This is a genomic window from Nonomuraea purpurea, from assembly GCF_042650645.1.
Taxonomy (GTDB): Bacteria; Actinomycetota; Actinomycetes; order Streptosporangiales; family Streptosporangiaceae; genus Nonomuraea; species Nonomuraea purpurea.
Genome location: NZ_JBHSBI010000053.1, coordinates 1 through 25,988 on the forward strand (window position 1 = coordinate 1; position 25,988 = coordinate 25,988).

The window sequence follows — 25,988 nt, forward strand, 5'->3', positions numbered from 1 at the left end:
CAACCCACCGCACTCCAACTTGATCTCCTGGACCTCCTCGACATCGATCCACGAGACCTTCGCTGAAGATCACTCACGTGCGGAAAACGGGGCTAGCACTTCAGGGTGAGCATGCAGTACAGGGAACGCGCGTGCTTCTTGGCGTACCTCTTGACCGTCGGGTGGTTCTTGAAGTGGGTCCAGCCCTTCCTCGCGATGCTCTCAAGCTGACCCCACACGTACACGCCGCCGGCCTTCATCACGGCCCAGCAGACCGCGTACTTCTTCCAGCTGGACTTGAACCTCTTGCAGATCTCGCCGGGCTTCGGCTTGCCCGCGGCCACCACGATCTTGCCCACCGGGGCCGCGGCGGCGCTCGTGGCCGGCGCGGCCTGGGCGAGGGCCGGGGTCGCGAACATCGCGATGGTGGCCAGGAGCGCCACCACCAGCGTCTTGAGGGATCGCATCTGTTGTTCCCTTCTCAGCGGTGAAGTTGTGAGAGGGAAGGTAGAAGCGGGAGAGTTGAGGATATGTTGAGCCTGCGTTGAGTTTGGCTTCGTCCCAGGTAGCGGGGCACTGTCCGGCGCAAAAGGACAGATCACCCTATAACCTCTCCTCCATGACCGGATCCCTGCTCGAGGTGATCGCGCTGAACGTGCGCGACGCCGTGGCCGCGGAACAGGGCGGAGCCGACCGGCTGGAGGTCGTCGCCGACATGGCGGCCGACGGGCTGACCCCCACGCCGGAGACCGTCGCCGCGATCGCCGCGGAATGCCCCCTGCCGCAGATGGTGATGCTGCGCTGCGACGCCAACTTCACCGCCGACCCCGACGTGCTCGACCGGCTCGCCCGCGACGCCAAGGCGCTGGCTCAGGCGGGGGCGGCGGGGTTCGTGTTCGGCTTCCTGGACCGGGCGGGGACCGTCGATCTCACGGCCACCGAGGCGCTCATCCACGCCGTCTCCCCGCTCCCCTGGACCTTCCATCGGGCGGTGGACCACGCGGCCGACGTTCAGGCGTCCTGGCGGGCCGTGCGACTGCTGCCGAACCTGGCGACCGTGCTCACCTCGGGCTCGCCCGCCGGGGTGGGGGAGGGGCTGCCGGTGCTGAAGGCGCGCGCCGAGGCGGGTGACGGCTCGATCATCCTGGCCGGCGGCGGGCTGAAGCCCCCGCACGTCTCCGCCCTGCTCGACTACGGCATCCGCGCCTTCCACGTCGGATCGGCCGTGCGGGCGAGCTGGTCGGACCCGGTCGAATGGCCGCTGGTCCGCCAGTGGCGCGCCCTGGTCGAACGCGACTGAGGTTCAGGCGACCTCAGGGGAGAGCGGCGTCCGCGCGGCGCAGGGCCGCCACGAGCGTGCGGATCGTGGCGGGTTCGTCCATGACCCCGCCCCCGGCCTCCCGCCGCTCCTCCCACGCGCTGACCCGCTCCCGATAGACCTCGTAGCGGGCCAGGTGGAAGGCGTAGACGGTGGCGAAGCGGCTCACCAGGTGTGACGGGTGCATGTCCCAGCCCTGGTAGAAGCCGTGCCGCAGCGAGTGCCTGACCGTCTCGGCGTGCCGCCGCCACAGTGCGTGCACCTCCCGTGCCAGGTCGGAGGCGGGTGCGGCGGCCAGCGACCCGTCCGACAACTCCACGCCCGTGCCCGCGAACGCCGTCTGCATCACGTGCCTGGCGTGGTCGCAGGCCGGATGGTCGAGCCGCTGCTCTTGTGGCGGCAGCCCGATCGCGGCCGTGTAGTCGAAGACCCCGAAGTGGGCCGCCGCCAGCCGCCCGCCCAGCGTCCCGGCCAGGCCGGGGCGCAGGAACGCCAGCGTCTGCGGCGCCTCCACCTGCATCTCGAACCGCAGCCGTCCCCCGAACCCGGCCTCGATCCCGGCGAGGACGCCCGCGAACTGCCCGAGGTACTCCTCCATGAGCACCTTGGGAAAGGTCACCGTGAACCCGGCGGGAAGCCGGCCGATCCGCGCGACCACCCCGGAGACGAACCCGTCGAGCGTCCGCACCGCCCGCTCGGGGTCGCCGTCGGCGAACGACTTGACCCTCGGCCCCCACCGCCGCGGCAGCGCCCCGTCGGCGTGCAGCGCGGCCACGGCCTCGACGGCCTGCTCGACGTGCCCGTCCTCCACCGGGCCAGGGCGCACGCCGTATCCGTCCTCGAAGTCGACGCGCAGGTCCTCGACCGGCTCGGACGACAACTTGCGCAGCACCTTGGCGTGCACGGCCCCGGCGATCTCCGCGGGCACCCCGAAGACCTCCGCCAGCTCGCCTGGCCCGGCCAGGTGGGATTTGACCAGCGACAACGCCTGATCGCCCCACTCGGCGACGGTGTGGGCGGCGAAGCGGTCGGCGGGCACGTAGACCGTGTGCACGGGCTGCCACCCGGCCTCGGCCGCCGGGTAGCGGGCCTGCTGGACCCGGTAGACCTCCTCGAAGCCCTCAGGGACGGCACGCACGGAGCATGGCCTCCAAGCCGACGAGCTTGACGCGTTCGCCCCGTCCGAGCGACCTGGCCAGCTCGGCCTCGGCCGCCTCGATGGCCAGCCAGTCGTCGTAGGTGATCGGCCGCACGCCCCTGGCGGCCAGCAGGGCGTCCACGCCGCCGTCCCCGGCCCGTTGCCTGCCCCCGAGGTCGGCCAGGAGCGTACGGACGGTCTCAGCCGCGTCTGACTTGTTGGTCCCGATCACCCCAGTGGGCCCGCGTTTGAGCCAGCCCGCCACGTATTCGCGGTCGCGTACCCGTCCTGCCTCGTTCGGCACGGTCATGCTCTGCTCGGAGAACGGCACCCCGGGCAGCGGAACGCTCTGGTAGCCGACCGAGCGCAGCACCATGCCGACCGGCAGCGTCTCGAACTCGCCCGTCCCGACGACGCGGCCCTCCTCCGACAGCCGGGTGCGTTCGAGCCTGAGCCCCTCGACCCGTTCGGTGCCGAGGATCTCCACGGGCCGCAGCCAGAAGCGCACGTCGAGGCGGCGCGGCCGGCCGACGGGCTCGCGGGCGGCCCACGACTGCAGGACCTTGATGTTGCCCTGCACCTGGCGTGGGAAGTCGGCGCCCAGGACGACGGCCTCCTCAGGGCGGACGCAGACGTCGGCGTTGGCCAGCTCGCCGAGCTCGCGCAGCTCCTTGAGGGTGAACTTGGCGTGCTCGGGCCCGCGCCTGCCGACCATGTGGATGGCCTTGACCTGGCTGTCTTCGAGGCGTTCGAGCACGTCGTGGGGCACGTCGGTGGAGCGCAACTCCTCGGAGGTCTTGGCCAGGATGCGGACGACGTCGACGGCCACGTTCCCCACGCCGATCACCGCGACCTCGGAGCTGTCGAGCGTGAACCGGTCGGGGTCGACGTCGGGGTGGCCGCAGTACCAGTTGACGAAGTCGGTCGCGGCCACGCTGCCCGGCAGGTCCTCGCCGGGGATGCCGAGTTTCCTGTCGACCATGGCGCCCGTGCAGTAGACGACCGCGTCGTAGCCGCCGAGCAGGTCCTCGACCGTCAGGTGCTCGCCGAGCGTGACGCCGCCCAGGAAGCGCACCTCGGGCAGCTCCAGCACCTTGCGCAGGTAGTTGGCGATGGACTTGATGGAGGTGTGGTCGGGTGCGACGCCGTATCTGACCAGCCCGTACGGGGTCGGCAGCCGTTCGAGCACGTCCACGAGAACGGGCTCCTGCGACTGCTTGACCAGGGCCTCCGCCGTGTAGATCCCGGCGGGGCCCGATCCGATGACCGCCACGTGCAACCTCACGCCGCCTCCTAAGACCCGGTTACCCGTCCAACCAGATGCAACCGGTCAGTGTGATCGATCTATCCCCGATCACCGGTCCGGATGAACCCGTCACCGGCAATTACCACGCGCGGCCTCACCGGTCAACAGGCGCAACATGGCGGCTCCCTGGGCCCAGGGAGCACTTCCAACCTACTCGCCCAGAGCCTGCTTCCGGAGTGCCGGTTTGTCGACCTTGCCGTTGACGTTGGCCGGGAGGGCGTCGACCACGACGATCCGCCTGGGGACCTTGAAGTTCGACATGTTCGCCCGCGCCCAGCCGAGCAGCGCCTCCGGGTCGGGCGCCGCGCCGGGCCTGGGGACGACGAACGCCAGGCCCGCCTCGCCCGTGACCGGGTCGGGCACGCCGACGACCGCGGTCTGCGCCAGCGAGCCCTCCCTCAACAGCAGCGACTCCACCTCGGCGGGCGAGACGTTGAAGCCGTTGACGATGTAGAGCTCCTTCTTGCGGTCCACGATGGCCAGGTTCCCCGCGGCGTCCAGGACGCCGACGTCGCCCGTGTGCAGCCAGCCGCCGGCGTCGATCGCCTCGGCCGTCCTGGCGGGCTCGTTCCAGTAGCCGCGCATCACCCCGTAGCCGCGCTGCAGGATCTCGCCGCGCTCGCCGGGCGCGACCGGCTTGCCGTCGTCGTCCACGACCTTGACCTCGATGCCGGGCACGGCCCTGCCGGTGGTGTTCGCGATCACGTCGATGGGGTCGCCGGCCCTGGTCATCGACACGACCGTGCCTTCCATCAGCCCGTACGCGTTGATCATCCGTTTCAGTCCGACCCGCTCGACCAGCCGGGTGATCAGCGCGGACGGCACGGCGGCGGCCCCGCAGATGGCCACGCGCAGCGAGGAGACGTCCCAGGAGCCTCGGTCCAGCTCGTCGAGCAGCCGGTGGAACAGCGTGGGCGGCCCCGCCAGCACGGTGATCCTTTCGGCGGAGATCAGCGACATCAGCGCGTCCGGAGTGAAGATCGGGATCGGCACCATCGTGGCGCGGCGCAGCACGCACGCGATCAACCCGGCGTTCAGCCCGAACCCGTGGCTGAACGGGGCGATGATCGGGTAGCGGTCGTGCTCGTCCAGCGTGACGATCTCGGACCAGTCCCAGTAGCCGCGCAGGACCTGGGCGTGGTCCAGCATCACGCCCTTGGGCGCGCCCGTGGTGCCGGAGGTGGACATGATCTCGCACAGGTCCTCCGGGCGGACGGCCAGCGCCCGGTCATCGGCCTCGCGCGCGGAGCCGCCCCCGCCGTCCAGGTGGGTGACCTGGCGCAGCCCGGGGATGGGCGGCAGGAGATCGGCGAGCGGGGCGGCGGACGGTCCCGCCCCGGTGATCAGCACCTTCGCGCCGGTCTTCGCGATCAGCTCGGCGGCCTCGAAGCCCTTGAAACGGGAGGACAGCGGCACGATGACCGCGCCGGCGTCCCAGATCCCGAACGCGTGCCGCACCCAGTGGGCCGAGTTCACCCCCCACAGCGCCACCCGGTCACCGGGGGCGACGTCCAGGGCGATGAGGCCCCGGGCGACCTCGGAGGCCGCCGCCCGCAGCCCGGACAGCGTCATGCGGGTGCCGCCGTCCGCGACCACGATGCTGTCAGGATGGCGTTCTGCCTGGTCGCGGAGCATGCGGGGGAGCGTTTCCCAGTCCGGTGCCATCGAAGTGCCCCTTTAGGTGATGAGAGCGCGGTCCCTTCCGAGGTGGTGGCCGCGACGGTCGTTCACCGTGCCCGGCCTGGAGGTCTCGGAGATCTCCTGGGCGATCTCCACGCCGATCGAGACGGGCGTCAGCGCGCGGACGGCCTGTTCGACGCGCGCCTTCCACATGGGGTTGCGGACCAGGCTCTCCCTGCCGAACGTGACCGTCAGCGCCGCCGCGTCCAGTGTGCCCTGCCTGCTGATCGTCAGGTCCCAGCCGGTCACGCCGTCGATCTTCGACAGTGCCTTGTCGATGCGGGGCAGCGCCAGCCACACCCCTCTGACCAGCACGTGCTCGCCCACGGTGTGGACGGGCGCGGGTATGCCCCCGCTCTCGGCCCTGGCGACCTGGCCGGTCCGCAGGACGGCGTCGCCGAGCGTCCCGTGCTCGCGCGGGGTGATCACGAGTTCGGCCGGGCCGTGGTCGGTGAGGTCGTCCTTGGACGGCGCGGCCAGCTCCAGCAGGCCGTCCGTGAGCGGCGTGAGCGGGTCCTCCTCCGAGGCTCGCCAGGCCAGCGCCCCGCCGCTGAACGGGCTGGCGTAGACCTCCGTGACCCGCGCCCCGAACTCCCCCGCCAGGTGGCCCAGCGTGCGTTTCGAGGCGATCTCGCCGGTCAGGACGATGGTCCGCAGCCCGAGGTCCAGCGGGTCCAGCAGGAACTCCAGGTGCAGGCGGGCCAGGAAGTCCATCGCGCCCGTCGGGGTGCTCACCAGCGTGGTGGCCCCCAGCGCCGACAGGGCGTGGTGCAGGCGCATCCGGCCGCGCGGGTCCACGCGGGCGGCCGCCTGGGCCACCTCCGCCGCCGCGCGGGCCCAGAGCGAGCCCGCAGGCTCGGCCAGGGCCACCACGACGCGGTCGCGCTCGCCGACCCCGGCCTCCCGCAGCGCCGCCCCCGTCAGGACGGCCTCGGCCGCGTCCAGGGGGTAGACGCTGGAGGCGTCGGGGGAGACGAGCAGGAGCCCGGTGGCGGTGCGCGCGGCGGCTCCGAGATCGTCACGGGTCAGCCAGCGGGCCGTCAACGGGCCACCTCTGTCATGAACAGCCGCATCGAGTCGCACACCCGGTCGTGGGCCAGCCCGCCCACCTGGGCCTGGATGATGAGGTCGGTGGCGCCCGCCTCGGCGATCCTGGCCAGGGCCTTGCGCGAGCCCTCCACGTCGTCCACCACCACCATCAGGTGCTCCCGCAGCGTGGCCATGGACTCCTCCGGCGGCAGCCCGGCGGCGAGCTGCCCCAGCACGCGGTGGGTGGCGTGGCGGGCGTCGTAGTAGTCGGGCGGGGTGACGAGGTTGACCTGGCGGCGGATGTACCACAGGACGGCGTCGGCGGCCGCGGCGGCGGCCTCGTCGCGGGACGGGCCGACGTGCCAGGGGATCATGAGGGCGACGCGGCGGGTGGCGGGGTCGAAGCCGCTCTCGGCCAAACATTCACGATATTTCGTGATGTCGGCGGCGACGTCGTCGATGCCCTTCAGCATCGTCATGCCGAGCAGGTTGTAACCGTGCCTGGCCGCCGCCAGGTAGCCGTCCAGCGAGGTGGAGGCCACCCAGACCGGCGGGTGCGGCTCCTGGGCCGGGCGCGGGTAGACCGCCACGTCGGGGATCTCGAAGAACTCGTTCGACCGGCTGATCGGCTCGCCGTCGGCCCGCCAGATGGCCAGCGTCGCCTCCAGCGAGTCCTCCCAGATCTGCCGCGACTTCTCGAACGGCTTCCGGAAAGCCTGGTACTCCAGCGGCGAGGCGCCCCTGCCCGTCCCGAACTCCACCCGTCCGCCGCTCAGCACGTCCAGCGTGGCGACGCGTTCGGCGGTGCGGACGGGGGACTGGAACGGCAGCAGCACCACGCCGAGCCCCAGGTGGATGCGCTCGGTGCGCTGCGAGATGGCGGCCAGGACCAGGTCGGGGGCGGAGGAGTGGGAAAAGCCTCTGGTGAAGTGGTGTTCGACGAACCAGGCGGTGTCGAAGCCCAGCCGGTCTCCCAGCACGACCTGGTCGATCACGTTCTGGAACGCCTGTTGTTCGACTTCGCGGGTGCGGCCGCGGACCTCCAGTTCATACCCCAAGCTGATCCGTAGGGACGTCATCGCGCCTCCGGCGAAAATAGTGACCAAGCGCTCGCTTGGTAGAGCGTATCAGCGGCGAAGACTTGCGGGAAGGGCGGGGCCGCGATCAGAGTGGATGCCTGTGAAGCGAAAGCACGCGCTGCGGCGGCCGAAGGATGGCCCGCTACCCGACTCCGGCGACGACGAACTCTCGCTCACGAGTGCCAGGCGGTTCGAGGCGTTCGGCCGGGTGATGGCCGCGCTGGCGACCGAGGCCGACTTCATCGAGTCGTGCCGTGATCTGACGTGGTGGCGCGGATCCGACCACAGTTGGCACATCGAGTGGCGCGACGGGCCCTACGCCTCTGAGGCGGCCGACCTGCTCGCCGAGCAGGTGCGCGACCCCGACTACGACGGCTTGCTGGTCACGGAGGCCGGACCCGGCGGGCCGGGCTCCGCCGTGCTCGACGTGATGGGCGTGCGGTTCGAGCTGCGGGCGATCGACCCCCTGGGGCGGGCGAACGTACGCGCGCGGTCGGGGCTCTGGCGCCTCACCGAGGCCCTCGACACCACCCGCCGCACCAACACCCGCCACCCCTGGGAGGAACTGCTCGGAGGCTGACCCCGCAATCCGCCCCCGCGGGTCGCCTCCGGCCCACCGCCCCTGCCCAAAGACGCCCCAGCGAGGTCGCGCGCCGGGAAGACGCCCCCTCCGCCCCTCTCCAAAAACACCCCAGTGAGCACTGGGGCGAGGTTGCGCGCCGGGAAGATGCCCCTTCCGCCCCTCTCCGAAGACATCCCAGCCGTAGCGCGGCGGGGGCGGAAAGCGGGGCGCTAGCGGCTTGAGGCCGGGCCGAAGACGTGCGCCGCCAGGCGGGTGCGGTGGGCCTGCGGCGGGCCGAAGAGCTGGGCGTCGGAGACGGCCCGTTTGAGGTGGCGATGCGCGGGATGCTCCCAGGTGACGCCGATGCCGCCGTGAACCTGGATGTTCTCGCCCGCCGCCGCCAGATAGGCCTCCGTGCAGTACGACCCGGCCACGGCCGAGGGCACCTCGTCGCGCGCCGCCGCCCCGGCCGCCGACCTGGCCGACTCCACCAGCAGGAACACGTCGGCCAGCTTGTGCTTGACGGCCTGGAACGACCCGATCGGCCGCCCGAACTGCCGTCGCGTCTTGGCGTGCCCGGCCGCCATCTCCAGGCACCGGCGCGCCCCGCCCGCTTGCTCGGCGGCCAGCGCCGCGATCCCGAGGTCGCGCACGCGCGCCCACGAGCCGCCGTCGCCGAGGTGTCGTACCGGGGTGTCGTGGAAGACGAGTTCCTGTAGCGGCCGGCTCCCGTCCATGGTCCGGTACGTCCTGCGCCGCTCCGGCACGGCCGTCACCAGCAGTCCGCCGACGTAGAGCAGCGCCAGTCCGCCCTCCAGCGCGTAAGGGACGACGCCCGTGAGCCTGCCGCCCTCCAAGCGGAGATCGCCGTCGCCCGGCAGCACCACGGTCGCGGTGAGCGAACCGTCGGCCAGCGACGGCAGCAGCCCCTGGCCGTCCGCCTTGAGCGCCTCGACGGCCATCACCGCCGACTGCAGGAACGGGTGGGGTGACAGCGCCCGGCCCAGCTCCTCGGCCACGGCCGTCATTTCGGCCGGGCCGCATCCGGCCCCGCCGTGTTCCTCGGGGACGAGCAGTCCCGCGATGCCGACGTCGTCGGAGAACTCCCGCCACGACGCCTGCGGGCGGTCGGCGAGATAGGCGCGGACGACGGCGCTGAGCTCATAGGGGAGTGCCACGGCAGCTAGCTTAACCAAGCGATTGCTTGCGTTTGTATTCGGATGACCGAAATTTGCCTTTTTTGTATGGATACATACGCTGAAGTTGTCATCCCTGGACGAACCGGACGCGGGGTTGACCAGGGAATGGAGATGAACAAGACCACCATCGACTACGCCGACTACGCCGAACACGACCGGCGGCTACGCGGCATCGAACGCCACCTGGTCACGGCTTTCCTCGGCGGACTGGCCGTCGGCCTCGTCGGCATGCTCCTGCACGGCACGGGCCCCGACTGGGTCGGGCAGCTCTACAACCCGTTCGCCTACCTCGGCCTGTCCCTGGCCGTGGGCGCCAGCGCGTCCAGGTTCGGATGGGCGCTGCTGACGACGTTCCTGGGGGCGGTGGCCTCCCTGGTGGCGGCCATGGGCGGGAGCGCGCTGCGCGGTTACGACGTCTCCGAGATCATCGACAGTGACGCGGTGGGGACCAACCGGACGATCGCCCTGCTCGTCGTGCTGGGCCTGCTGGCCTACGTCACCCGCAGGGACGACACGTGGGGCGACGTCGCGGCGGGCACGGTCGGCGCGGCGCTGATCGCCGACGTGGTGCACCGGGCGATGCCCGGGTTCCTCGGCCGCGAGAACTCGTTCTGGCCGGGACCCGCGCTCGTGATCGGCCTGTTGTCCGTCGCCCTGGTGCCGGTGCTGCGCAGGAACGCGCGCGCCCGCGCACGGTCGCTGACCCTGTCGGCGCTGTTCGGCGGCGTGCTGAGCGTCACTCTGGCGGCGTTCGTGGTGGGCTGGATCCCGCTGGGTGTCTGAGCTTTGGTTTAAGGTCGCGCGTCGACACTGCCTGACTCGATAGCCTGTAGTCCTTCACATCCGGGTTCGAGCAAGGAGTAGCCGTGTTGCTGCGCATGTCGTCGTTGTTTCTTCGCACCCTGCGGGACGACCCGGCAGACGCGGAAGTGCCGAGCCACAAGCTCCTGGTCCGCGCCGGTTACGTCCGCCGCGTCGCGCCGGGCATCTACTCCTGGCTGCCCCTGGGCAAGATGGTGCTGGAGAACGTCGCCAGGATCGTCCGCGAGGAGATGAACCGGATGGGCGGCCAGGAAGTGCTCTTCCCCGCCCTGCTGCCGCGCGAATACTACGAGGCCACCGGCCGCTGGACCGAGTACGGCGACGCCCTGTTCCGGTTGCAGGACCGCAAGGGCGCCGACTACCTCCTCGGTCCCACGCACGAGGAGCTCTTCGCCGACATGGTCAAGGGCGAGTACTCCTCCTACAAGGACTATCCGGTCACCCTCTACCAGATCCAGACCAAGTACCGCGACGAGGCCAGGCCCAGGGCCGGCATCCTGCGCGGCCGCGAGTTCCTCATGAAGGACTCCTACTCCTTCGACCTCGACGACGACGGCCTCAAGCACTCCTACGAGCAGCACCGCGAGACCTACATCCGGGTGTTCGACCGGCTCGGCATCAACTACAAGATCGTGTTCGCGCAGTCGGGCGCGATGGGCGGATCGGCCTCCGAGGAGTTCCTGGCGCCCACGCCCACGGGCGAGGACACGTTCGCGGCCTGCCACTCGTGCGACTACGCGGCCAACGCCGAGGCCGTCACCACGCCCGCCCCCGCCGCCCGCCCCACCGACGACGCGGCGCCGCTGCAGGTCCTCGACACCCCCGACACCCCGACGATCGAGACCCTCGTCTCCTACGTCAACGAGCACCACGGCCTGTCCGTCACCGCCGCCGACACGCTCAAGAACGTCGTCGTCAAGATCAGCACGCCCGGCTCCGACAAGGTCGAGACGCTCATCATCGGCGTTCCGGGCGACCGCGAGGTCGACTTCAAGCGCCTGGAGGCCGCGCTGTCCCCCGGCGAGCCCGCCATCTTCGAGGCCGCCGACTTCGCCAAGCACCCCGGCCTCGTGCGCGGCTACATCGGCCCGCAGATCCTGCGCGAGCTCGGCATCCGCTACCTCGTCGACCCCCGCGTCGTCACCGGCACCTCCTGGGTGACGGGCGCCAACGAGCCCGGCAAGCACGCCGCCAACGTGGTGGCAGGGCGCGACTTCACCCCTGACGGCACGATCGAGGCCGCCGAGGTGCGCGCCGGCGACCCCTGCCCCCGCTGCGGCTCCGACCTGTCCATCGACCGCGGCATCGAGATCGGCCACATCTTCCAGCTCGGCCGCAAGTACGCCGACGCCGCCGGCCTCGACGCCCTCGGCCCCGACGGCAAGCCGATCCGCGTCACCATGGGCTCCTACGGCATCGGCGTCTCCCGCGCCGTGGCCGTCATCGTCGAGCAGGCCCACGACGCGCTCGGCCTGGCCTGGCCCCGCGAGGTGGCCCCCGCCGACGTGCACATCGTCGGCACCGGCAAGGAGAACCAGGTGGAGGCGGCCCTGGAACTGGGGGCCGAGCTGGAGTCGCGCGGGCTGCGGGTCCTGGTGGACGACCGGGCCCAGGTTTCGCCCGGGGTCAAGTTCAAAGACGCCGAACTGCTGGGGGTGCCGACCATCGTCGTGGTGGGGCGTGGGCTCTCCCAGGGGGTCGTGGAGCTTCGGGACCGGGTGTCCGGGGAGAAGTCGGAAATTCCCCTTGCGGAGGCCGTCGATCGCATCCTGGCCGCCACGGCCTGACACCATGCCGCCCGGGCCGGTGAACACCGGTCCGGGCGGAATCGGTTCGCCAAAAGACGGTCAGCCCGTCGGCAGTGAGACCTTGGTGCGCTTTCTGACAATGGCGGGTCCCACCAGACAGGCGAATGCGATCAGCAAAATGACCAGCGACACCGGGCGGGTGAAGAACACCGATGGGTCGCCTTCGCTGAAGGCCAGCGCGCGCCGGAACTGCACCTCCATCAAGGGCCCGAGAACGGCCCCGAGAATCAACGGCGCGACGGGATATCGGGCCCGGTGCAGCGCCCAGCCCAGCAGGCCGAACCCGTAAGCCACCAGCACCTCGAAAACGCTCTGCGAAATCGAGTACACGCCCAGGGTCGCGAAGGTCAGGATGGCGGCCGTGAGCAGGGCGGCGGGGACGGTGAGGAGCTTCACCCACACCCGGATGAGCGGCAGGTTCAGCACCAGCAGCATCACGTTCCCGATGTAAAGGCTGGCGATCAGCGTCCATACCAGTACGGGTTGCTGGTCGAAGAGCTGCGGCCCCGGTTGCACGTTGTAGATCTGAAAAGCGATCAACAACATGCTGGCCGTGGCGGACGTGGGAATGCCCAGGGTGAGCAGCGGCACCAGCACCCCGGAAAAGGCGGCGTTGTTGGCCGCCTCGGGCCCGGCGACGCCTTCGATGGCCCCTTTGCCGAACTCCTCCTTGTGTTTGGAGAGCCGCTTTTCCACGTTGTAGCTCAAAAACGTCGGCAATTCCGCGCCCCCGGCGGGCAACGAGCCGATGGGCAGTCCGAAGGCCGTTCCGCGCAGCCAGGGTTTCCACGACCGGCGCCAGTCGTCGCGGGTCATGCCGATCTTCCCGTCGATCTTGATCGGGGCCTGGGCGGGCGCGTGACGGGAGGCGGCCGTGGAGACGGCCTCGGCCACCGCGAACAGCCCGACCGCGACCGCCACCACCGACAGCCCCTCGTACAGTTCGGGGACCCCGAAGGAGAAGCGCGGCTGTCCGGTCATCTGGTCGATCCCGACCATCCCGATCGCCAGGCCGAGGAACAGGCTCGACAGCCCTCGCACGATCGAGTCGCCCATCAGGGACGTCACCGTCACGAACGCCAGCACCATGATCGAGAAGTACTCGGCGGGCTGGATGAGCTTGGCGATGTTCGACATGCCAGGGGCCAGGAAGGTGATGACCACGGTGGAGATCGACCCGGCCACGAACGACCCGATGGCCGCCGTCGCCAGCGCCGCCCCCGCCCTGCCGCGCCTGGCCATCGGATAGCCCTCAAGCGTGGTCGGGATCGAGGCCGTCTCGCCGGGGATGTTGAGCAGGATCGCGGTGGTGGAGCCGCCGTACATGCCTCCGTAGTAGATCCCGGCGAACATCACGAACGCCCCCACGGGATCGAAGACGAACGTCAGCGGCAGCAGCAACGCGATCGTGGTGGCGGGCCCGAGGCCGGGCAGGACGCCCACGAGCGTGCCGATGGTGACGCCGAGCATGGCGAGCAGCAGGTTCTGCAGGCTCAGCGCGTGGCCGAAGCCGTCGAGCAGGTTGCCGAGCACGTCCATCTCAGAACGCCAATCTGATCAGGCCCGGCGGCAGCGAGATGCCGAGGAGCCGGTCGAACAGGAAGTACGTGGCCAGCGCCAGCACCAGGCCCACCAGCAGGTCGCGCAGGAGTCGCCGGCTGCCGAGCACCCTGGCGACGGCCACGAAGAACACGGTCGTGGCCTGCCAGTAGCCGGCGGGCACCAGAATCAGCGCGTACCCGGCCAGCGCGGCGAGGAGCATGAGGACGGAGGGCCAGTGCACGTCGTCCTGCGACTCGGCGGTGCCGGACGTCGCGGGCTCGTCAGGCACGCCCGGCCTGAAAGCCTGGACGACCCCGATGACCGCCACCACCGCCAGCCCGAACCCCACCAGCAGCGGGAACACCCTCGGCCCCACCGCCTGGTACCCGTTGCCCTCGGTGATCGCGAACGCCTGGCCCAGCACGACCACGGCGGCCAGCAGGAACCCGACGGAGACGATCCGCTGCGTCACTTGCCGAGCCCCAGCTCACCCAGGATGGCCGTCACCTGGGTCCGCTGCTCGGTCAGCACCTTGGCGAACTCGTCGCCGGGCTTCCAGTCCTCGGTCCAGTTGTTGCGCTCCAGGACCTTCTTCCAGCACGGGGTCTGGCGCACCTTGTCCAGCAGGCCGATGACGTCCTGCTGCTGCTCCTTGGACAGCCCGGCGGGGGCCAGCACGCCGGCCAGCGTCGAGATCGCCTCTTCGGCCAGCCCGAGCTCCTTCAGCGTCGGCGCCTCGACGCCCGCGGTCCGCTGCGCGGAGTCGACCACGAGCGGGCGCAGCTCCCCGGCGTCGATCTGCGCGCGCAGTTCGGCCACGGTGTCGACGCCTGCCGTGGCGGCCCCGCTCAGCAGCAGGTTCATGGACTCGCCGCCGCCCGCCGTGGGCACGAAGTTGACGTCCTTGGCCGCCAGGCCCCTGGACTTGGCCAGCGCCGCCACCGTCATCTGACCGGGCCCGCCCAGCGAGCCGCCCGTCCACTTGACGCTGTGGGGCTTGTCCTCCATGGCGTCGAGCAGGCCCTTCAGGTCCTTGTACGGCGACTTGGCCGGCACCACGATGGCGCTCGGCCCCCGGCTCAGCCCGGCCACGGGGGTGAGCGTGGACAGGTCGACCGGCGACTTGTTGTTCACGATCCCGCCCAGCATGGTCACGCTGTCCATGACCATGAGCTGGTAGGGGTCGCCGTTGCGCTTGGCGAACTGGGCCAGGCCGATCGTCCCGCCCGCGCCCGGCACGTTCGTGACCGTGGCGTCCACGTCGGCCACCTTGCACTCGCTCATGGCGCCGGCCAGGCCGCGGGCCCGCGTGTCCCAGCCGCCGCCTGGGCTGCCCGGCGCCATGATCGACAGGGCCTTGCTGGGATAGCCGCCGCCCGCGTCGGCGCTCTCGCCGACGGCGCAGCCGCTCAGTGTCACGGCCACGGCGACCGCGGCCAGCAGTTTGATCTTCATTGTGACTCCCGGGGGGTGAGGATCGATGCGAAGAAGTCCTTGACCGGCTCGAGCACCGCCATCGGGTTGTGGCCCACGCCCTCCACGACGTCGAAGCGCACGTCGATGCCGTGGGCCTCGAAGTTGTCGCGCAGCGCCCTGAGCCGCTCGATGCGCGTCACGCCGTGGGCGTCGGCGCCCTCCATCCAGTTGGAGTCACCCGGGTTGTTGATCTCCCAGGTCTCCACGTCGGCGCTGCCCACGACCATCTGCACCGGTACCGCGCGCAGCTCCTCCACCCTCGGAGCGCACCCGAACTCCGCCTCGAACCCCTTCAACCCGATCCACCACGGGTTGCTCGGGTCGATGTACGTTATCCGCCCCGGTGCGCCGATTGACAATCCGGCCAGCCGGTCGGGGTGCAGGTAGCCGAAGCGGTGCACGAACTGGCCCCCGCCGGAGAAGCCGTGCAGCAGGAACCGCGACGTCCGCACGTTGAAGCGCTCGCCGACCTCCTCGACCATGGCCAGCAGGGCGCGGTCGAAGCGGATGTCGCCGTACTTGAGGAACTTGAAGTTGTGCAGGTCGTCGGGGTCGTCGCCGATGCCGGCGGGGAAGAGCGGGGCCAGCACCAGGCATCCGTGCTGTTCGGCCCACTCGGCGAAGTTGTCGCGGTACTGCGGGCCGCGCCGCCCCGTACCGTGCTGGAGGACCGCCAGCGGCAGCGGCTCCCCGTCCTTGTCGTGCGTGGACGGTACGTACATGCAGTACGAGAACCTCTGGTCATATCGCGACGCGAAGACGGTCGTCGCGCCCGCCGAGTAGAACCCCGTCGGATGCTTGACCACGTGCAGTGCCTCAGCCATGAGGCCACAGCCTGGGTAAACGCGGGATGGACCACAAGATGATTGCCGCGAACGCGGTAATCTGCAGGGTGGCCGTCTCGCTCCTCGTCGCCCCGTCCGCCGCCGGATCCCTCGCCGTGCAGCAGTCGCCGCTGGCCGAGCTGTGCGCCTGCCTGCACGCCTTCGACGAGCCCGGCCACCACCCCGCCAGCGCGGCCTGGGTGGCCAGGGCGAACGCCGAGCTCGACAGCGGGCTGCTGGCCACCGCGGCCGCCTGGGCGCCGCTCTGGGGCGCCTTCCGCGCCCGCTACCTGCTGCCGCTGTCGGCGGGCCCCAGACGCACCCTGGAGGCCGAGCTGGAGGAGGTCGCCGGGCTGCCGATCGGTGACTTCGTGGCCATGACCGTCCAGGCCCTGATCGGCAAGAACGACACCGAGCTGGCGCCCAGGCTCGGCGAGGAGACGCTTCATCGGCTGCGGCTGATCTCCTCCAGCCGTTTGGAGATCGGCGCCCGGCTGCGCGCCGACCCCGAGGGGGTCAGGGAGGAGCTGCTGGCGTTCCTGCGGGCCTTCGCCGCCGAAGCTTTCGACGCCGAATGGCCGGCCCTGCGCCCCGCACTCGACCGCGACGGCGCTTCGCGCGAGCGCGACCTGCGCAGGCGCGGCCCCCTGGCCCTGGGAGACTTCCCCACCGCCGCCGTCGAGAACGGAGCGGGGCGGCTGCGGATCGTGTTCGACAAGCTCTACACCGCCACCGCGCGCGTGGACGCCGGGCGGCCCTGCCTGCTCGTGCCGACCGTCCACGGCAGACCGCACTTCGTGATCAAGCACTATCCCGGCTACCCGGTCGTCATCCAGTACAGCGCCGACGCGCCCGCCACGCCGTCACTGGAGACCGCCAGACGCCGCCTCGCCGCCCTGCAGGACCCGACCAGGCTGCGGCTGTGCTACGCGATCCTGCGCAACCCCGTGGCCACCGCCGAGCTGGCCAACCAGCTCGGCATGACCGCTCCCCAGGTCTCCAGGCACCTGCGCAGGCTCAGGGAGGCCCAGCTCGTGCACACCCACAGGCGCGGCTCGGTCGTCTACTACCAGCTCGACGCCGAGGCCGTCGAACGCCTCGGGCCCGACCTACTCTCCGTCCTTTACCGGTGACGACGACGGCGGCGGCGACGCCGCGACCGGCATGCCGGGGAACGCCACCGGCTGCGCAGGCCGGAAGCCGTGGGAGCGGGTGACGGCCTCCTGCATGGCCACGGCGGCGTAGCGGCGCAGCGCCACGTCCTGGGCGGCGGCCAGTTCGAGGTAGGCGGCCGTGACACCGGTTTCCAGGTGCACCGCCAGCTTCGTGGCCAGCGTGGAACTGGCGGGGAAGAACGGCAGCGCGTACGAGGCGTCGGGCTCGGCCGGCTTGGCGCCCCGCGTGGTGATGAAGCCGCGCAACTGGTCGCGGCGGGCCCGATGGGCGTCGAAGGCCGTGGTCATCCTGGCTCGCAGCGAGCCCGACGTGCGCGCGCCGAGCAGCCCGTACGCGAACAGCGCCGCATGCTCGGCCGCCAGCGCCTTGCGCAACTTCTCCACATCGTCACCGGCAGCCGCTCTGGTCCAGGCGTTCACAGCGACCTCGGCAGTGCCATGACGTGGGCGGCCTCGCAGGCGCCGATGCTGGCGATGAGCTGGGCCAGGCCCGGCGAGACCCCGTCGAGCTGGCGCAGCCGCTGGGCCGCCGCCTTGCGCTCCAGGTCGCGCAGCTTCGACAACGACGTCTTCGCGGTCGTGGGCGTGGCGGACGGCGAGGCGACCTTCTGTCCGCCGCGCACGTCAGCGTTCTGTCCGCTGCGCACGTCAGCGTTGACGTGCTTGCGCAGCTCGGCCAGATGCGCCTGGTGGCGGTCCCTGAAGGGAACCAGCTTGTCGCCCCCCTCGGCGATCAAGGAGGAGTAGAGCACGATCGTGTGTTCCTTCTCGGAGATCAGGCTCTTGAGCAACAGTGTTTCGGGAGAGTCGGGAGCCGGGACCGCCGGCTGCGGCGGTCCTGAGGCGCTGCAGGCGGTGAGCGCGGCCGCTCCGCCCGCCAGCAAGGCTCGCCGGGAGAGGTGACGCGGGCGCACGGACTCGACCTCCAGTTACAACAGACGCGGATAGCATCGCATCGTACGGGCTAGCGCCCCGGATCGCTGTCAGGCGACGCCCGCCACCCGACCATGACGAGTGGCGCTCTTTCCGTGCCCTCATACGGATAGGGTGTCAACTGTCGTCGCTGGCCGAGCGGCCGGCGGCGGAGAGCCCGAGGCGAGGTCCGCCCGGCTGAGACATGACAATAGGGGAGGTCGATATGGGCAGCGCATCACCCCGCGACCACCTGATGAAGCTCCTTGAGCCCGTGGTCGGCGCGGAGGGCCTGGACCTGGAGGACATCACTGTCACCCAGGCGGGCAGGAGACGATTGCTGAGAGTGGTCGTCGATCGCGACGGCGGCGTGAGCCTTGACGAAGTGGCCGATGTCAGCCAGGCCGTCTCCGCGGCGCTGGACGACGACGACTCGATGGGCCAGGCGGCTTACACGCTCGAGGTCTCCTCGCCGGGCGTCGACCGCCCGCTCACCGAGCCGCGTCACTGGCGCCGGGCCGCCAAACGGCTGGTGAAGGCGGAGCTGAAGAACGGCGACGTCGTCGAAGGCCGCATCGTCGCCGCCGACGAGAGCGGCGTCGACATCGACGTCGCGGGCGCCACACGCAGACTTGGTTTCGAAGACCTGACCCGGGGACGGGTCCAGGTGGAGTTCCGCCGGATCGACGACGTCGACGGCGACGAAGGCTAGGGGGAGCCGTCGTGGACATCGACATGAGCGTCCTGCGCAGCCTGGAGCGAGAAAAGGACATCTCCTTCGACCTGGTCGTCAAGGCGATCGAGGACGCGCTGCTGATCGCCTACTTCCGCACCGACGGCGCCGCGTCCAAGGCGCGGGCCGAGCTCGACAGGAGCAGCGGGCACGTCACGATCTGGGCCGCCGAGCTGGACGAGGACGGCGAGGTCGTCAGGGAGTTCGACGACACTCCCAACAACTTCAGCAGGATCGCCGCCACCACCGCCAAGCAGGTCATCCTGCAGCAGTTGCGCGACGCGGAAGACGAGATCAACTTCGGCGAGTTCGCCAGCCGCGAGGGCGAGCTGGTCTCCGGCGTCATCCAGCAGGGCAAGGACCCGCGCGTGGTGCTGGTCGACCTGGGCAAGATCGAGGCCGTGCTGCCGCACGCCGAGCAGGTTCCCAGTGAGGAGTACGTGCACGGAGAGCGCATCCGCGCCTACGTCGTGCAGGTGAAGAAGGGCCACAAGGGTCCCTCCGTCACCTTGTCGCGCACGCACCCCGGGCTGGTGAAGAAGCTGTTCGCGCTGGAGGTGCCCGAGATCGCCGACGGCACCGTCGAGATCGCCGCCGTGGCGCGCGAGGCGGGTCACCGCACCAAGATCGCGGTCCGGTCCCGCAAGCCGGGCGTCAACGCCAAGGGCGCGTGCATCGGGCCCATGGGTTCGCGGGTGCGCAACGTGATGACGGAACTACACGGCGAGAAGATCGACATCATCGACTGGTCGGAGGACCCGGGCGAGTTCGTCGGGAATGCCCTGTCGCCCGCGCGTGTTTCCCACGTTGAGGTCCTCGATCTCGAGGGGCGCGTCGCCCGGGTGACCGTGCCCGACTACCAGCTCTCGCTGGCCATCGGGAAAGAGGGGCAGAACGCCCGGCTCGCCGCGAGGCTCACCGGATGGCGGATCGACATCCGGCCGGACACACAGGCCGAAGATGCCGCCGGTTCCGTAGATGCGTCAACACGGTAAGCTGGAATATGGTGGCCACGCGGCCCCACAGCGCACCTGTGTGGGCTGCAGGGTACGCACGGCTAAGTCCGAGCTGCTCCGCTTGGTGCTGGTTGAGGATCATGTGGTCCCTGACCTGCGAGGACGGCTTCCTGGCCGCGGTGCATCGCTGCATCCGTCCTTGAACTGTCTGGAGCTTGCCGAGCGTCGCCGAGCGTTCTCGCGCGCGTTTCGCGTAGCGGGGTCGCTTGACGTCTCGCGCGTGCGGGCACACCTGGAGGAGGACCACGAAATGTCATGTAGGACGCCGAGTTGATGGGCGGAGTCAGATTGCTATGAGCGCCTGATGAGCACGCGGCGATGAAGACGTCAAGGTAGCGACGGTCCGGACGGCATAGCCAGCCTCCCGGGCCGAGTAAGGGAGTGCAGTGGCGAAGGTCCGGGTATACGAGCTCGCTAAGGAGTTCGGCGTAGAGAGCAAGGTCGTCATGGCCAAGCTCCAGGAGATGGGAGAGTTCGTCCGCTCGGCGTCCTCGACCATCGAGGCGCCGGTGGTCCGCAGGCTCACCGAAGCTCTGGGCGCATCGAAGGGTGGGCCCTCAAGAGGCGGCGGTCAGCCGTCCAACAAGCCGCAGCCGCCTAAGGCTGCTCCCCGGCCGGCGGACAGCCAGGCCGGCAACGGCGCCAGGCAGGCGCCGGTCCCCTCGGCCCCGCCGCGTCCGGGTCCCAAGCCCGGTCCGCGTCCAGGCCCCGCTGCGGGCGGCGGTCCCGCGGGCGGTGGTCCTGCGGGCGGCGGTTCCGCGGGCGGCGGCCCCGCGCCGCGTCCGCCGGTGCCGATGCCGCACCAGCCGACGCAGCAGCCCGAGGCCGCGCGCGGTGAGACCTCCGGGGCTCCGCAGGCACGTTTCGAGAGCGGCGCGCCCGCTCGTCCGACTCCGGGTCCGCGTCCCGGTCCCGCCGCCCGTCCGGGTCCCAAGCCCGGCCCCCGTCCGGGGCCTTCCGGCGGCGGCGGTGGCGGGGAGCGTGGCGGCGGCTCCACGCACGCTCCGCGTCCCAGCGGGGAGCGTGGCGAGCGTGGCGGCGGCCCGCGTCCCGGCCAGGGTCCCAAGCCCGGCCCGCGTGGTCCGCGTCCCGGTAACAACCCGTTCTCGTCCAACGCCACCGGCATGGGCCAGTCCCGTCCGCCGCGTCCCGGCGGCAACCGCGGAGGCGGCGGCCCCGGCCAGCGCGAGCGCCGCGACGGCCCGCCACGCGACGGCGCCATGCCGCGTCCGCCGCAGGGTCGTGACGGTGGTCCGCGTCCCGCGGGTCCGCGTCCTGGTCCGCCCTCGGGCGGTCCGCGTCCCGGTCCCGGTGCGGGCGGTCCCCGTCCTGGTGGTCCGCGGCCCAACCCGATGATGATGCCGCAGGGCCGTCCTGCCGGCCCCGGTGGTGGTGGCGGCGGTGGCCGTCCCGGCGGTGGCGGCGGCGGTGGCGGTCGTCCCGGTGGTGGCGGCGGTGGCCGTCCTGGCGGTGGCGGCGGTGGCCGTCCCGGTGGTGGCGGCGGTTTCGGCGGCCGTCCCGGCGGTGGTCCCGGCGGCGGCGGTCAGCGCACCGGCACCGGCGGTCCCGGCGGTGGCGGCGGCGGTTTCGCCGGTCGTCCCGGTGGCGGCGGTCGTGGCCGTGGCGGCGGCACCGCGGGAGCCTTCGGGCGTCCCGGCGGCCGTCCTGCCCGCGGGCGCAAGTCGAAGCGGCAGAGGCGCCAGGAGTTCGACAACATGTCGGCCCCGGCGATCGGCGGTGTGCAGGTCGCCCGTGGCAACGGCGCGGTCATCCGCCTGCCGCGCGGCGCGTCCCTGGCCGACTTCGCCGACCGCATCGGCGCCAACCCCGCCTCGCTCGTGCAGATCATGCTGCACCTCGGCGAGATGGTGACCGCCACGCAGTCGGTGAGCGAGGAGACGCTGCAGATCCTCGGCGGCGAGCTCGACTACAACATCCAGGTCGTCAGCCCGGAGGAGGAGGACCGCGAGCTTCTCGAGGCCTTCGACATCGAGTTCGGCGAGGACGAGGGCGACGAGGCCGACCTGGCCGCGCGTCCGCCGGTCGTGACCGTCATGGGTCACGTCGACCACGGTAAGACCAAACTGCTCGACGCCATCCGCAAGACCAACGTGGTGGCGCGCGAGGCGGGTGGCATCACCCAGCACATCGGCGCTTACCAGGTCGCCACCGAGCACGAGGGCCAGGACCGTAAGGTCACCTTCATCGACACCCCGGGTCACGAGGCGTTCACCGCCATGCGTGCCCGAGGCGCCAAGTCCACCGACATCGCGGTGCTGGTGGTCGCGGCCGACGACGGTGTCAAGCCGCAGACGATCGAGGCGCTCAACCACGCCCAGGCGGCCGACGTGCCGATCGTGGTCGCGGTCAACAAGGTCGACAAGGAGGGCGCCGACCCCAGCAAGGTCCGGGCCCAGCTCACCGAGTACGGCCTGGTGGCGGAGGAGTACGGCGGCTCGACGCTGTTCGTCGACATCTCGGCGAAGAACGGCACGGGCATCGACAACCTCCTCGAGGCCATCCTGCTGACCGCGGACGCCGAGCTCGACCTGCGCGCCAACCCGACGATGGACGCCCAGGGCATCGCGATCGAGGCCCACCTCGACCGGGGCCGCGGCCCCGTCGCGACCGTCCTGGTCCAGCGCGGCACGCTGCGCGTCGGCGACTCGATCGTCTGTGGCGAGGCGTTCGGCCGCGTCCGGGCGCTGCTCGACGACAACGGCGAGCCGGTCGAAGAGGCGACGCCGTCGCGTCCCGTCCAGGTGATGGGTCTGACGGCCGTGCCGAGCGCCGGTGACAACTTCATCGTCGTCACCGACGACCGGATGGCCCGCCAGATCGCCCAGCAGCGCGCGGCGCGCAAGCGCACCGCCGACATGGCGAAGTCGAGCCGTCGCCGCAGCCTCGAGGACATCTTCAAGGACCTCGAGAAGGGCAGCGTCGACGAGCTCAAGCTCATCATCAAGGGCGACGTGTCCGGTTCGGTGGAGGCCCTGGAAGACGCCCTGCTCAAGATCGACGTCGGCGACGAGGTCAGGCTCCGTGTCCTGCACCGCGCGGTCGGCGCCATCACCGAGTACGACGTCAACCTGGCCGTCGCCGACGACAACGCGGTCATCATCGGCTTCAACGTGCGCCCCGAGCCGCGGGCGCGCGACCTGGCCGAGCGCGAGGGCGTCGACATCCGCTACTACTCGGTCATCTACCAGGCGATCGAGGAGATCGAAGCGGCGCTCAAGGGCATGCTCAAGCCCGAGTTCGAAGAGGTTCAGCTCGGCACGGCGGAGGTCCGCGAGATCTTCAAGGTGCCGAAGATCGGCAACATCGGCGGTTCTCTGGTCCGCTCCGGCCTGATCGTCCGCAACAGCAAGGCCAGGGTGATCCGCGATGGCGTCGTCATCGCCGACAACCTGACCGTCTCCTCGCTGCGTCGCTTCAAGGATGACGCGACCGAGGTCCGCGAGGGCTTCGAGTGCGGTATCGGGGTCGGCTACAACGACCTGCGGATCGACGACGTGATCGAGACGTTCGAGATGCGGGAGAAGCCGCGCGTGTGACACGCGGCCGGGCGCCCGGCGGGACATCCGCCGGGCGCCTGTCGCACGTCCTGACCCCCTCCCCACCGCAGCGGGCCGGTCGTGCGTCCACCACACCAGTTCAAGCGGTGGTTGCCAACGATGTATGTGGGTGCTCTAACCCTGGACATCCTGCTCGGCGACGTCAGATCGCTCAAGCAGAAGCGCTCTGTCGTGCGTCCGCTGATCGCCGAGCTGCAGCGCCGTTATCCCAGCATCGCGGTGGCTGAGACCGGCCATCTCGATCTGCACCGCAGGGCGGAGGTCAGCGTCGCGGTGGTCTCCGCCACGGCGGGAAACTGCAACGAGGTGCTGAACGCCTGCGAGCGGATGGTGGCCTTCCGCCCCGAGATCGAGCTGCTGTCGGCCCGGCAGCGGCTCTACAACGACGAAGATTGAACAACTGCACGGCCAGGTCGTGCGTGAGGGGGAGCGAACCATGGTGGATGCCGCACGAGCGCGCAAGCTCGCCGACCGCATCCAGCAGATCGTCGCAGAAATGCTGGAGCGGCGGATCAAGGACCCGCGCCTGGGCTTCGTCACCGTGACCGACACGCGCATCACCGCGGATCTCCGCGAGGCGACGGTGTTCTACACGGTGTTCGGCTCCGAGGTCGAGCGGGCCGACAGCGCGGCGGCGCTCGAAAGCGCCAAGGGGATCATCCGCTCCGAAGTGGGCCGGCAGACGGGCGTTCGCTTCACCCCCACTCTGACGTTCAAGCACGACCCCCTGCCCGACAGCGCGCGCCAACTCGACGACCTGATCAACGTGGCCAAGGCGCGCGACGCCGAGGTGGCGCGCCAGGCCCAGAGCGCCTCCTACGCCGGCGAGGCCGACCCCTACCGCAAGCCCGACGAGGGCGAGGACGATCAGGCGTGACGCCCGACGTTCGTGACGAAGCCCGCCGGGCCGACCGCCCGGCGCGAGCGGAGTCCCGTGACGAGGGCGGCGGCGGGCCCAGGTCCGCCATCGCGGAGGCCGACTGGGATCGGGCGCTGCGGCTGATCAGCGCGGCCGACGAGGTCGCCCTGTCCTGCCACGTGACGCCCGACGGCGACGCGCTCGGCTCGATGCTGGCCGTCGGGTTCGCGCTGCGGTCGCTGGGCAAGCGGGTCGCGGCCTCGTTCGGCGACCGGCACTTCGCGGTGCCTCGGCTGCTGCGTTTTTTGCCCGGTCAGGATCTGCTGGTGCCGCCGGAGGAGTTCCCGGCGGAGCCGGCGCTGATGATCACGTTCGACTCCTCCACGTTCGAACGGCTGGGGCTGCTGCGGGCCAACACCGCCGCGGCGCGCGAGGTGATCGTGGTCGACCACCACCCGTCCAACGAGGGGTTCGGCACGCTCAGCCTCATCGACTCCACCGCCGCGGCCACCGCCGTGCTCGCCGAGCAGCTCATCTACCGGCTCGGCGGGCGGCTCGACCGCGACATCGCCACGTGCCTGTACGCGGGGCTGGTGACCGACACGGGCTCCTTCCGCCACTCCTCGACCACGCCCGCGGTGCACCAGATGGCCGCCAGGCTGGTGGCGACGGGGCTGCGCACGGACGAGATCGCCCGCGAGCTGTGGGACCGCTCGCCGTTCAGCTACCTCAAGGTGCTGGCGGGGGCCCTGGAGCGGGTGATGCTGGAGGACGGCCTGGTGTGGACGTACGTGACGCGGGTGGACCGGGCCGCGTACGGACTGCCGTACTCCGAGGTCGAGGGCATCATCGACATCGTGCGCCGCACCGACGAGGCCGAGGTCGCGGTCGTGCTCAAAGAGGACGACCAGGGCGCCTGGCAGGTGTCCACCAGATCCAAGGGCGCCGTCGACGTGGGGGCCGTGTGCGTGGCCCTGGGCGGCGGCGGGCATCACAACGCGGCCGGGTACACCTCCCACGACAGCGTGGAGGAGACCATGGCCGCCTTCAGGCGAGAGCTGGGGAAGGCTTGATGGCCGAGAGCGGTCTGATCATCGTCGACAAGGCGGGCGACTGGACGTCTCACGACGTGGTCGCCAAGATGCGGCGCATCGCGGGCACCCGCAGGGTCGGCCACGCGGGCACGCTCGACCCGATGGCCACCGGCGTGCTGGTGATCGGCGTGGAGAAGGCGACCAGGCTGCTGGGGCACCTGACGCTGACCGAGAAGGTGTATGAGGCCACGATCCGGCTCGGCGTCAGCACCAACACCGACGACGCCGAAGGCGAGGTGACCGCGTCCGCGTCCGCGGCGCGGGTGACGCCCGCCGAGGTCCACAAGGGTGTGGCGGCGCTGACCGGGACGATCATGCAGGTCCCGCCGCAGGTCAGCGCCATCAAGGTGAACGGGCAGCGGGCCTACAAGAAGGCGCGGGCGGGCGAGGAGGTCGAACTGCGGGCCAGGCCCGTCACCGTGCGCTCGTTCGAGGTGCTGGACATCAGGGCCGTGGGCGACGTCGTGGACGTGGACGCGGTCGTGACCTGCTCCAGCGGCACCTACATCCGCGCACTGGCCCGCGACCTGGGGGCCGGGCTCGGGGTCGGCGGCCACCTGACGCGGCTGCGGCGTACCCGGGTGGGCCCCTACGACCTGTCGCTGGCCAGGACCGTCGAGCAGCTTGCGGAGGAGTGCGTCATCCTGCCGATCGGGCAGGCGGTGGCGGCTGCCTTCCCGCGCAGGGACGTGACCGCCGATGAGGCGCGCGTCATCGGCCACGGGGGCCGGCTGCCCTCGGCCGGGCTGGGCGAGGGGCCGATCGGGGTGTTCGGGCCGGAGGGCGAACTGCTGGCGCTGGTGGAGGAGCAGGGCAGGATCGCCAAGCCCATCGCCGTCTTCGCAGGCTGAGGCCCGGC

Annotated in this window: 26 protein-coding genes; 13 read left to right on the plus strand and 13 right to left on the minus strand. The window is 70.9% G+C overall.

Annotated features, from left to right (window positions below; genetic code table 11):
* Window positions 1-92: 92 nt before the first annotated feature.
* The gene (locus ACFOY2_RS52670) at window positions 93-446 is read right to left on the minus strand and encodes a hypothetical protein (RefSeq protein WP_379535745.1); all 354 of its coding nucleotides are present in this window, start codon (window positions 444-446) and stop codon (window positions 93-95) included.
* Between the two features lie 152 nt (window positions 447-598).
* On the opposite strand from ACFOY2_RS52670, the gene ACFOY2_RS52675 reads away from it, so the two are divergent.
* Window positions 599-1,279, plus strand: coding sequence for a copper homeostasis protein CutC (locus tag ACFOY2_RS52675; protein ID WP_379535746.1), 681 nt, complete (start codon window positions 599-601; stop codon window positions 1,277-1,279).
* A gap of 13 nt (window positions 1,280-1,292) precedes the next feature.
* Here ACFOY2_RS52675 and ACFOY2_RS52680 read toward each other — a convergent pair whose 3' ends face one another.
* From ACFOY2_RS52680 to ACFOY2_RS52700, 5 genes are all read right to left on the minus strand, one after another.
* Window positions 1,293-2,435 (minus strand): DUF6986 family protein, encoded by a 1,143-nt coding sequence (locus tag ACFOY2_RS52680; RefSeq protein WP_379535747.1) that lies wholly within the window; start codon window positions 2,433-2,435, stop codon window positions 1,293-1,295.
* A complete protein-coding gene (locus ACFOY2_RS52685) occupies window positions 2,419-3,720 on the minus strand; it encodes an FAD-dependent oxidoreductase (protein ID WP_379535748.1) in 1,302 nt (433 codons plus the stop codon). The genes ACFOY2_RS52680 and ACFOY2_RS52685 overlap by 17 nt, the downstream gene beginning before the upstream one ends.
* A 171-nt stretch (window positions 3,721-3,891) precedes the next feature.
* Entirely contained in the window at window positions 3,892-5,406 is a 1,515-nt protein-coding gene (locus tag ACFOY2_RS52690; protein ID WP_379535749.1) for an AMP-binding protein, read from the minus strand.
* 12 nt (window positions 5,407-5,418) lie between these two features.
* Window positions 5,419-6,465, minus strand: coding sequence for a hypothetical protein (locus ACFOY2_RS52695; RefSeq protein WP_379535750.1), 1,047 nt, complete (start codon window positions 6,463-6,465; stop codon window positions 5,419-5,421).
* Window positions 6,462-7,529 carry an LLM class flavin-dependent oxidoreductase gene (locus ACFOY2_RS52700; RefSeq protein ID WP_379535751.1) on the minus strand — a complete coding sequence of 356 codons (1,068 nt, stop codon included), beginning with the start codon at window positions 7,527-7,529 and terminating at the stop codon, window positions 6,462-6,464. Before ACFOY2_RS52700 ends, ACFOY2_RS52695 begins: the two co-directional genes overlap by 4 nt.
* A 94-nt stretch (window positions 7,530-7,623) precedes the next feature.
* Between ACFOY2_RS52700 and ACFOY2_RS52705 the strand changes: the two genes are divergently transcribed.
* Window positions 7,624-8,109: a hypothetical protein gene (locus tag ACFOY2_RS52705; protein WP_379535752.1), complete on the plus strand. Its 486-nt coding sequence runs from the start codon at window positions 7,624-7,626 to the stop codon at window positions 8,107-8,109.
* Between the two features lie 212 nt (window positions 8,110-8,321).
* Here ACFOY2_RS52705 and ACFOY2_RS52710 read toward each other — a convergent pair whose 3' ends face one another.
* The gene (locus ACFOY2_RS52710) at window positions 8,322-9,269 is read right to left on the minus strand and encodes an acyl-CoA dehydrogenase family protein (protein ID WP_379535753.1); all 948 of its coding nucleotides are present in this window, start codon (window positions 9,267-9,269) and stop codon (window positions 8,322-8,324) included.
* Between the two features lie 132 nt (window positions 9,270-9,401).
* Between ACFOY2_RS52710 and ACFOY2_RS52715 the strand changes: the two genes are divergently transcribed.
* Window positions 9,402-10,073, plus strand: coding sequence for a hypothetical protein (locus tag ACFOY2_RS52715; RefSeq protein ID WP_379535754.1), 672 nt, complete (start codon window positions 9,402-9,404; stop codon window positions 10,071-10,073).
* Window positions 10,074-10,156: 83 nt separating this feature from the next.
* The gene (locus tag ACFOY2_RS52720) at window positions 10,157-11,899 is read left to right on the plus strand and encodes a proline--tRNA ligase (protein ID WP_379535755.1); all 1,743 of its coding nucleotides are present in this window, start codon (window positions 10,157-10,159) and stop codon (window positions 11,897-11,899) included.
* Window positions 11,900-11,959: 60 nt separating this feature from the next.
* Here ACFOY2_RS52720 and ACFOY2_RS52725 read toward each other — a convergent pair whose 3' ends face one another.
* Genes ACFOY2_RS52725 through ACFOY2_RS52740 form a run of 4 tightly spaced genes read right to left on the minus strand, consistent with a single transcriptional unit; the run spans window position 11,960 to window position 15,762 of the window.
* Complete coding sequence (locus tag ACFOY2_RS52725) at window positions 11,960-13,459, minus strand: tripartite tricarboxylate transporter permease (RefSeq protein WP_379535756.1); 1,500 nt, start codon at window positions 13,457-13,459, stop codon at window positions 11,960-11,962.
* Between the two features lies 1 nt (window position 13,460).
* Window positions 13,461-13,934 carry a tripartite tricarboxylate transporter TctB family protein gene (locus tag ACFOY2_RS52730; RefSeq protein ID WP_379535757.1) on the minus strand — a complete coding sequence of 158 codons (474 nt, stop codon included), beginning with the start codon at window positions 13,932-13,934 and terminating at the stop codon, window positions 13,461-13,463.
* Window positions 13,931-14,917 (minus strand): Bug family tripartite tricarboxylate transporter substrate binding protein, encoded by a 987-nt coding sequence (locus ACFOY2_RS52735; protein WP_379535758.1) that lies wholly within the window; start codon window positions 14,915-14,917, stop codon window positions 13,931-13,933. Before ACFOY2_RS52735 ends, ACFOY2_RS52730 begins: the two co-directional genes overlap by 4 nt.
* Window positions 14,914-15,762 carry a hypothetical protein gene (locus ACFOY2_RS52740; protein WP_379535759.1) on the minus strand — a complete coding sequence of 283 codons (849 nt, stop codon included), beginning with the start codon at window positions 15,760-15,762 and terminating at the stop codon, window positions 14,914-14,916. Before ACFOY2_RS52740 ends, ACFOY2_RS52735 begins: the two co-directional genes overlap by 4 nt.
* A 38-nt stretch (window positions 15,763-15,800) precedes the next feature.
* On the opposite strand from ACFOY2_RS52740, the gene ACFOY2_RS52745 reads away from it, so the two are divergent.
* Window positions 15,801-16,895 (plus strand): ArsR/SmtB family transcription factor, encoded by a 1,095-nt coding sequence (locus ACFOY2_RS52745; protein WP_379535760.1) that lies wholly within the window; start codon window positions 15,801-15,803, stop codon window positions 16,893-16,895.
* Here ACFOY2_RS52745 and ACFOY2_RS52750 read toward each other — a convergent pair.
* Window positions 16,872-17,321 carry a ferritin-like domain-containing protein gene (locus ACFOY2_RS52750; protein ID WP_379535761.1) on the minus strand — a complete coding sequence of 150 codons (450 nt, stop codon included), beginning with the start codon at window positions 17,319-17,321 and terminating at the stop codon, window positions 16,872-16,874. The genes ACFOY2_RS52745 and ACFOY2_RS52750 overlap by 24 nt on opposite strands.
* A 32-nt stretch (window positions 17,322-17,353) precedes the next feature.
* Window positions 17,354-17,851: a hypothetical protein gene (locus tag ACFOY2_RS52755; RefSeq protein ID WP_379535762.1), complete on the minus strand. Its 498-nt coding sequence runs from the start codon at window positions 17,849-17,851 to the stop codon at window positions 17,354-17,356.
* Between the two features lie 224 nt (window positions 17,852-18,075).
* Between ACFOY2_RS52755 and rimP the strand changes: the two genes are divergently transcribed.
* The 8 genes from rimP to truB all read left to right on the plus strand — a co-directional run bounded on the left by rimP (window position 18,076) and on the right by truB (window position 25,980).
* Window positions 18,076-18,561, plus strand: coding sequence for a ribosome maturation factor RimP (gene rimP, locus ACFOY2_RS52760; protein WP_379535763.1), 486 nt, complete (start codon window positions 18,076-18,078; stop codon window positions 18,559-18,561).
* Window positions 18,562-18,572: 11 nt separating this feature from the next.
* Window positions 18,573-19,577 carry a transcription termination factor NusA gene (nusA, locus tag ACFOY2_RS52765; RefSeq protein ID WP_379535764.1) on the plus strand — a complete coding sequence of 335 codons (1,005 nt, stop codon included), beginning with the start codon at window positions 18,573-18,575 and terminating at the stop codon, window positions 19,575-19,577.
* Complete coding sequence (locus ACFOY2_RS52770) at window positions 19,561-19,872, plus strand: YlxR family protein (protein WP_379535765.1); 312 nt, start codon at window positions 19,561-19,563, stop codon at window positions 19,870-19,872. Before nusA ends, ACFOY2_RS52770 begins: the two co-directional genes overlap by 17 nt.
* Window positions 19,873-19,984: 112 nt before the next feature.
* Complete coding sequence (gene infB / locus ACFOY2_RS52775; RefSeq protein WP_379535766.1) at window positions 19,985-23,155, plus strand: translation initiation factor IF-2; 3,171 nt, start codon at window positions 19,985-19,987, stop codon at window positions 23,153-23,155.
* A gap of 120 nt (window positions 23,156-23,275) precedes the next feature.
* The gene (locus ACFOY2_RS52780; RefSeq protein WP_379535767.1) at window positions 23,276-23,572 is read left to right on the plus strand and encodes a DUF503 domain-containing protein; all 297 of its coding nucleotides are present in this window, start codon (window positions 23,276-23,278) and stop codon (window positions 23,570-23,572) included.
* Window positions 23,573-23,612: 40 nt separating this feature from the next.
* On the plus strand, window positions 23,613-24,053 hold the full coding sequence (gene rbfA / locus ACFOY2_RS52785) for a 30S ribosome-binding factor RbfA (RefSeq protein ID WP_379535768.1): 441 nt from the start codon (window positions 23,613-23,615) through the stop codon (window positions 24,051-24,053).
* Complete coding sequence (locus ACFOY2_RS52790; protein WP_379535769.1) at window positions 24,050-25,108, plus strand: DHH family phosphoesterase; 1,059 nt, start codon at window positions 24,050-24,052, stop codon at window positions 25,106-25,108. The genes rbfA and ACFOY2_RS52790 overlap by 4 nt, the downstream gene beginning before the upstream one ends.
* A complete protein-coding gene (truB, locus tag ACFOY2_RS52795; RefSeq protein WP_379535770.1) occupies window positions 25,108-25,980 on the plus strand; it encodes a tRNA pseudouridine(55) synthase TruB in 873 nt (290 codons plus the stop codon). The genes ACFOY2_RS52790 and truB overlap by 1 nt, the downstream gene beginning before the upstream one ends.
* Window positions 25,981-25,988: the final 8 nt, after the last annotated feature.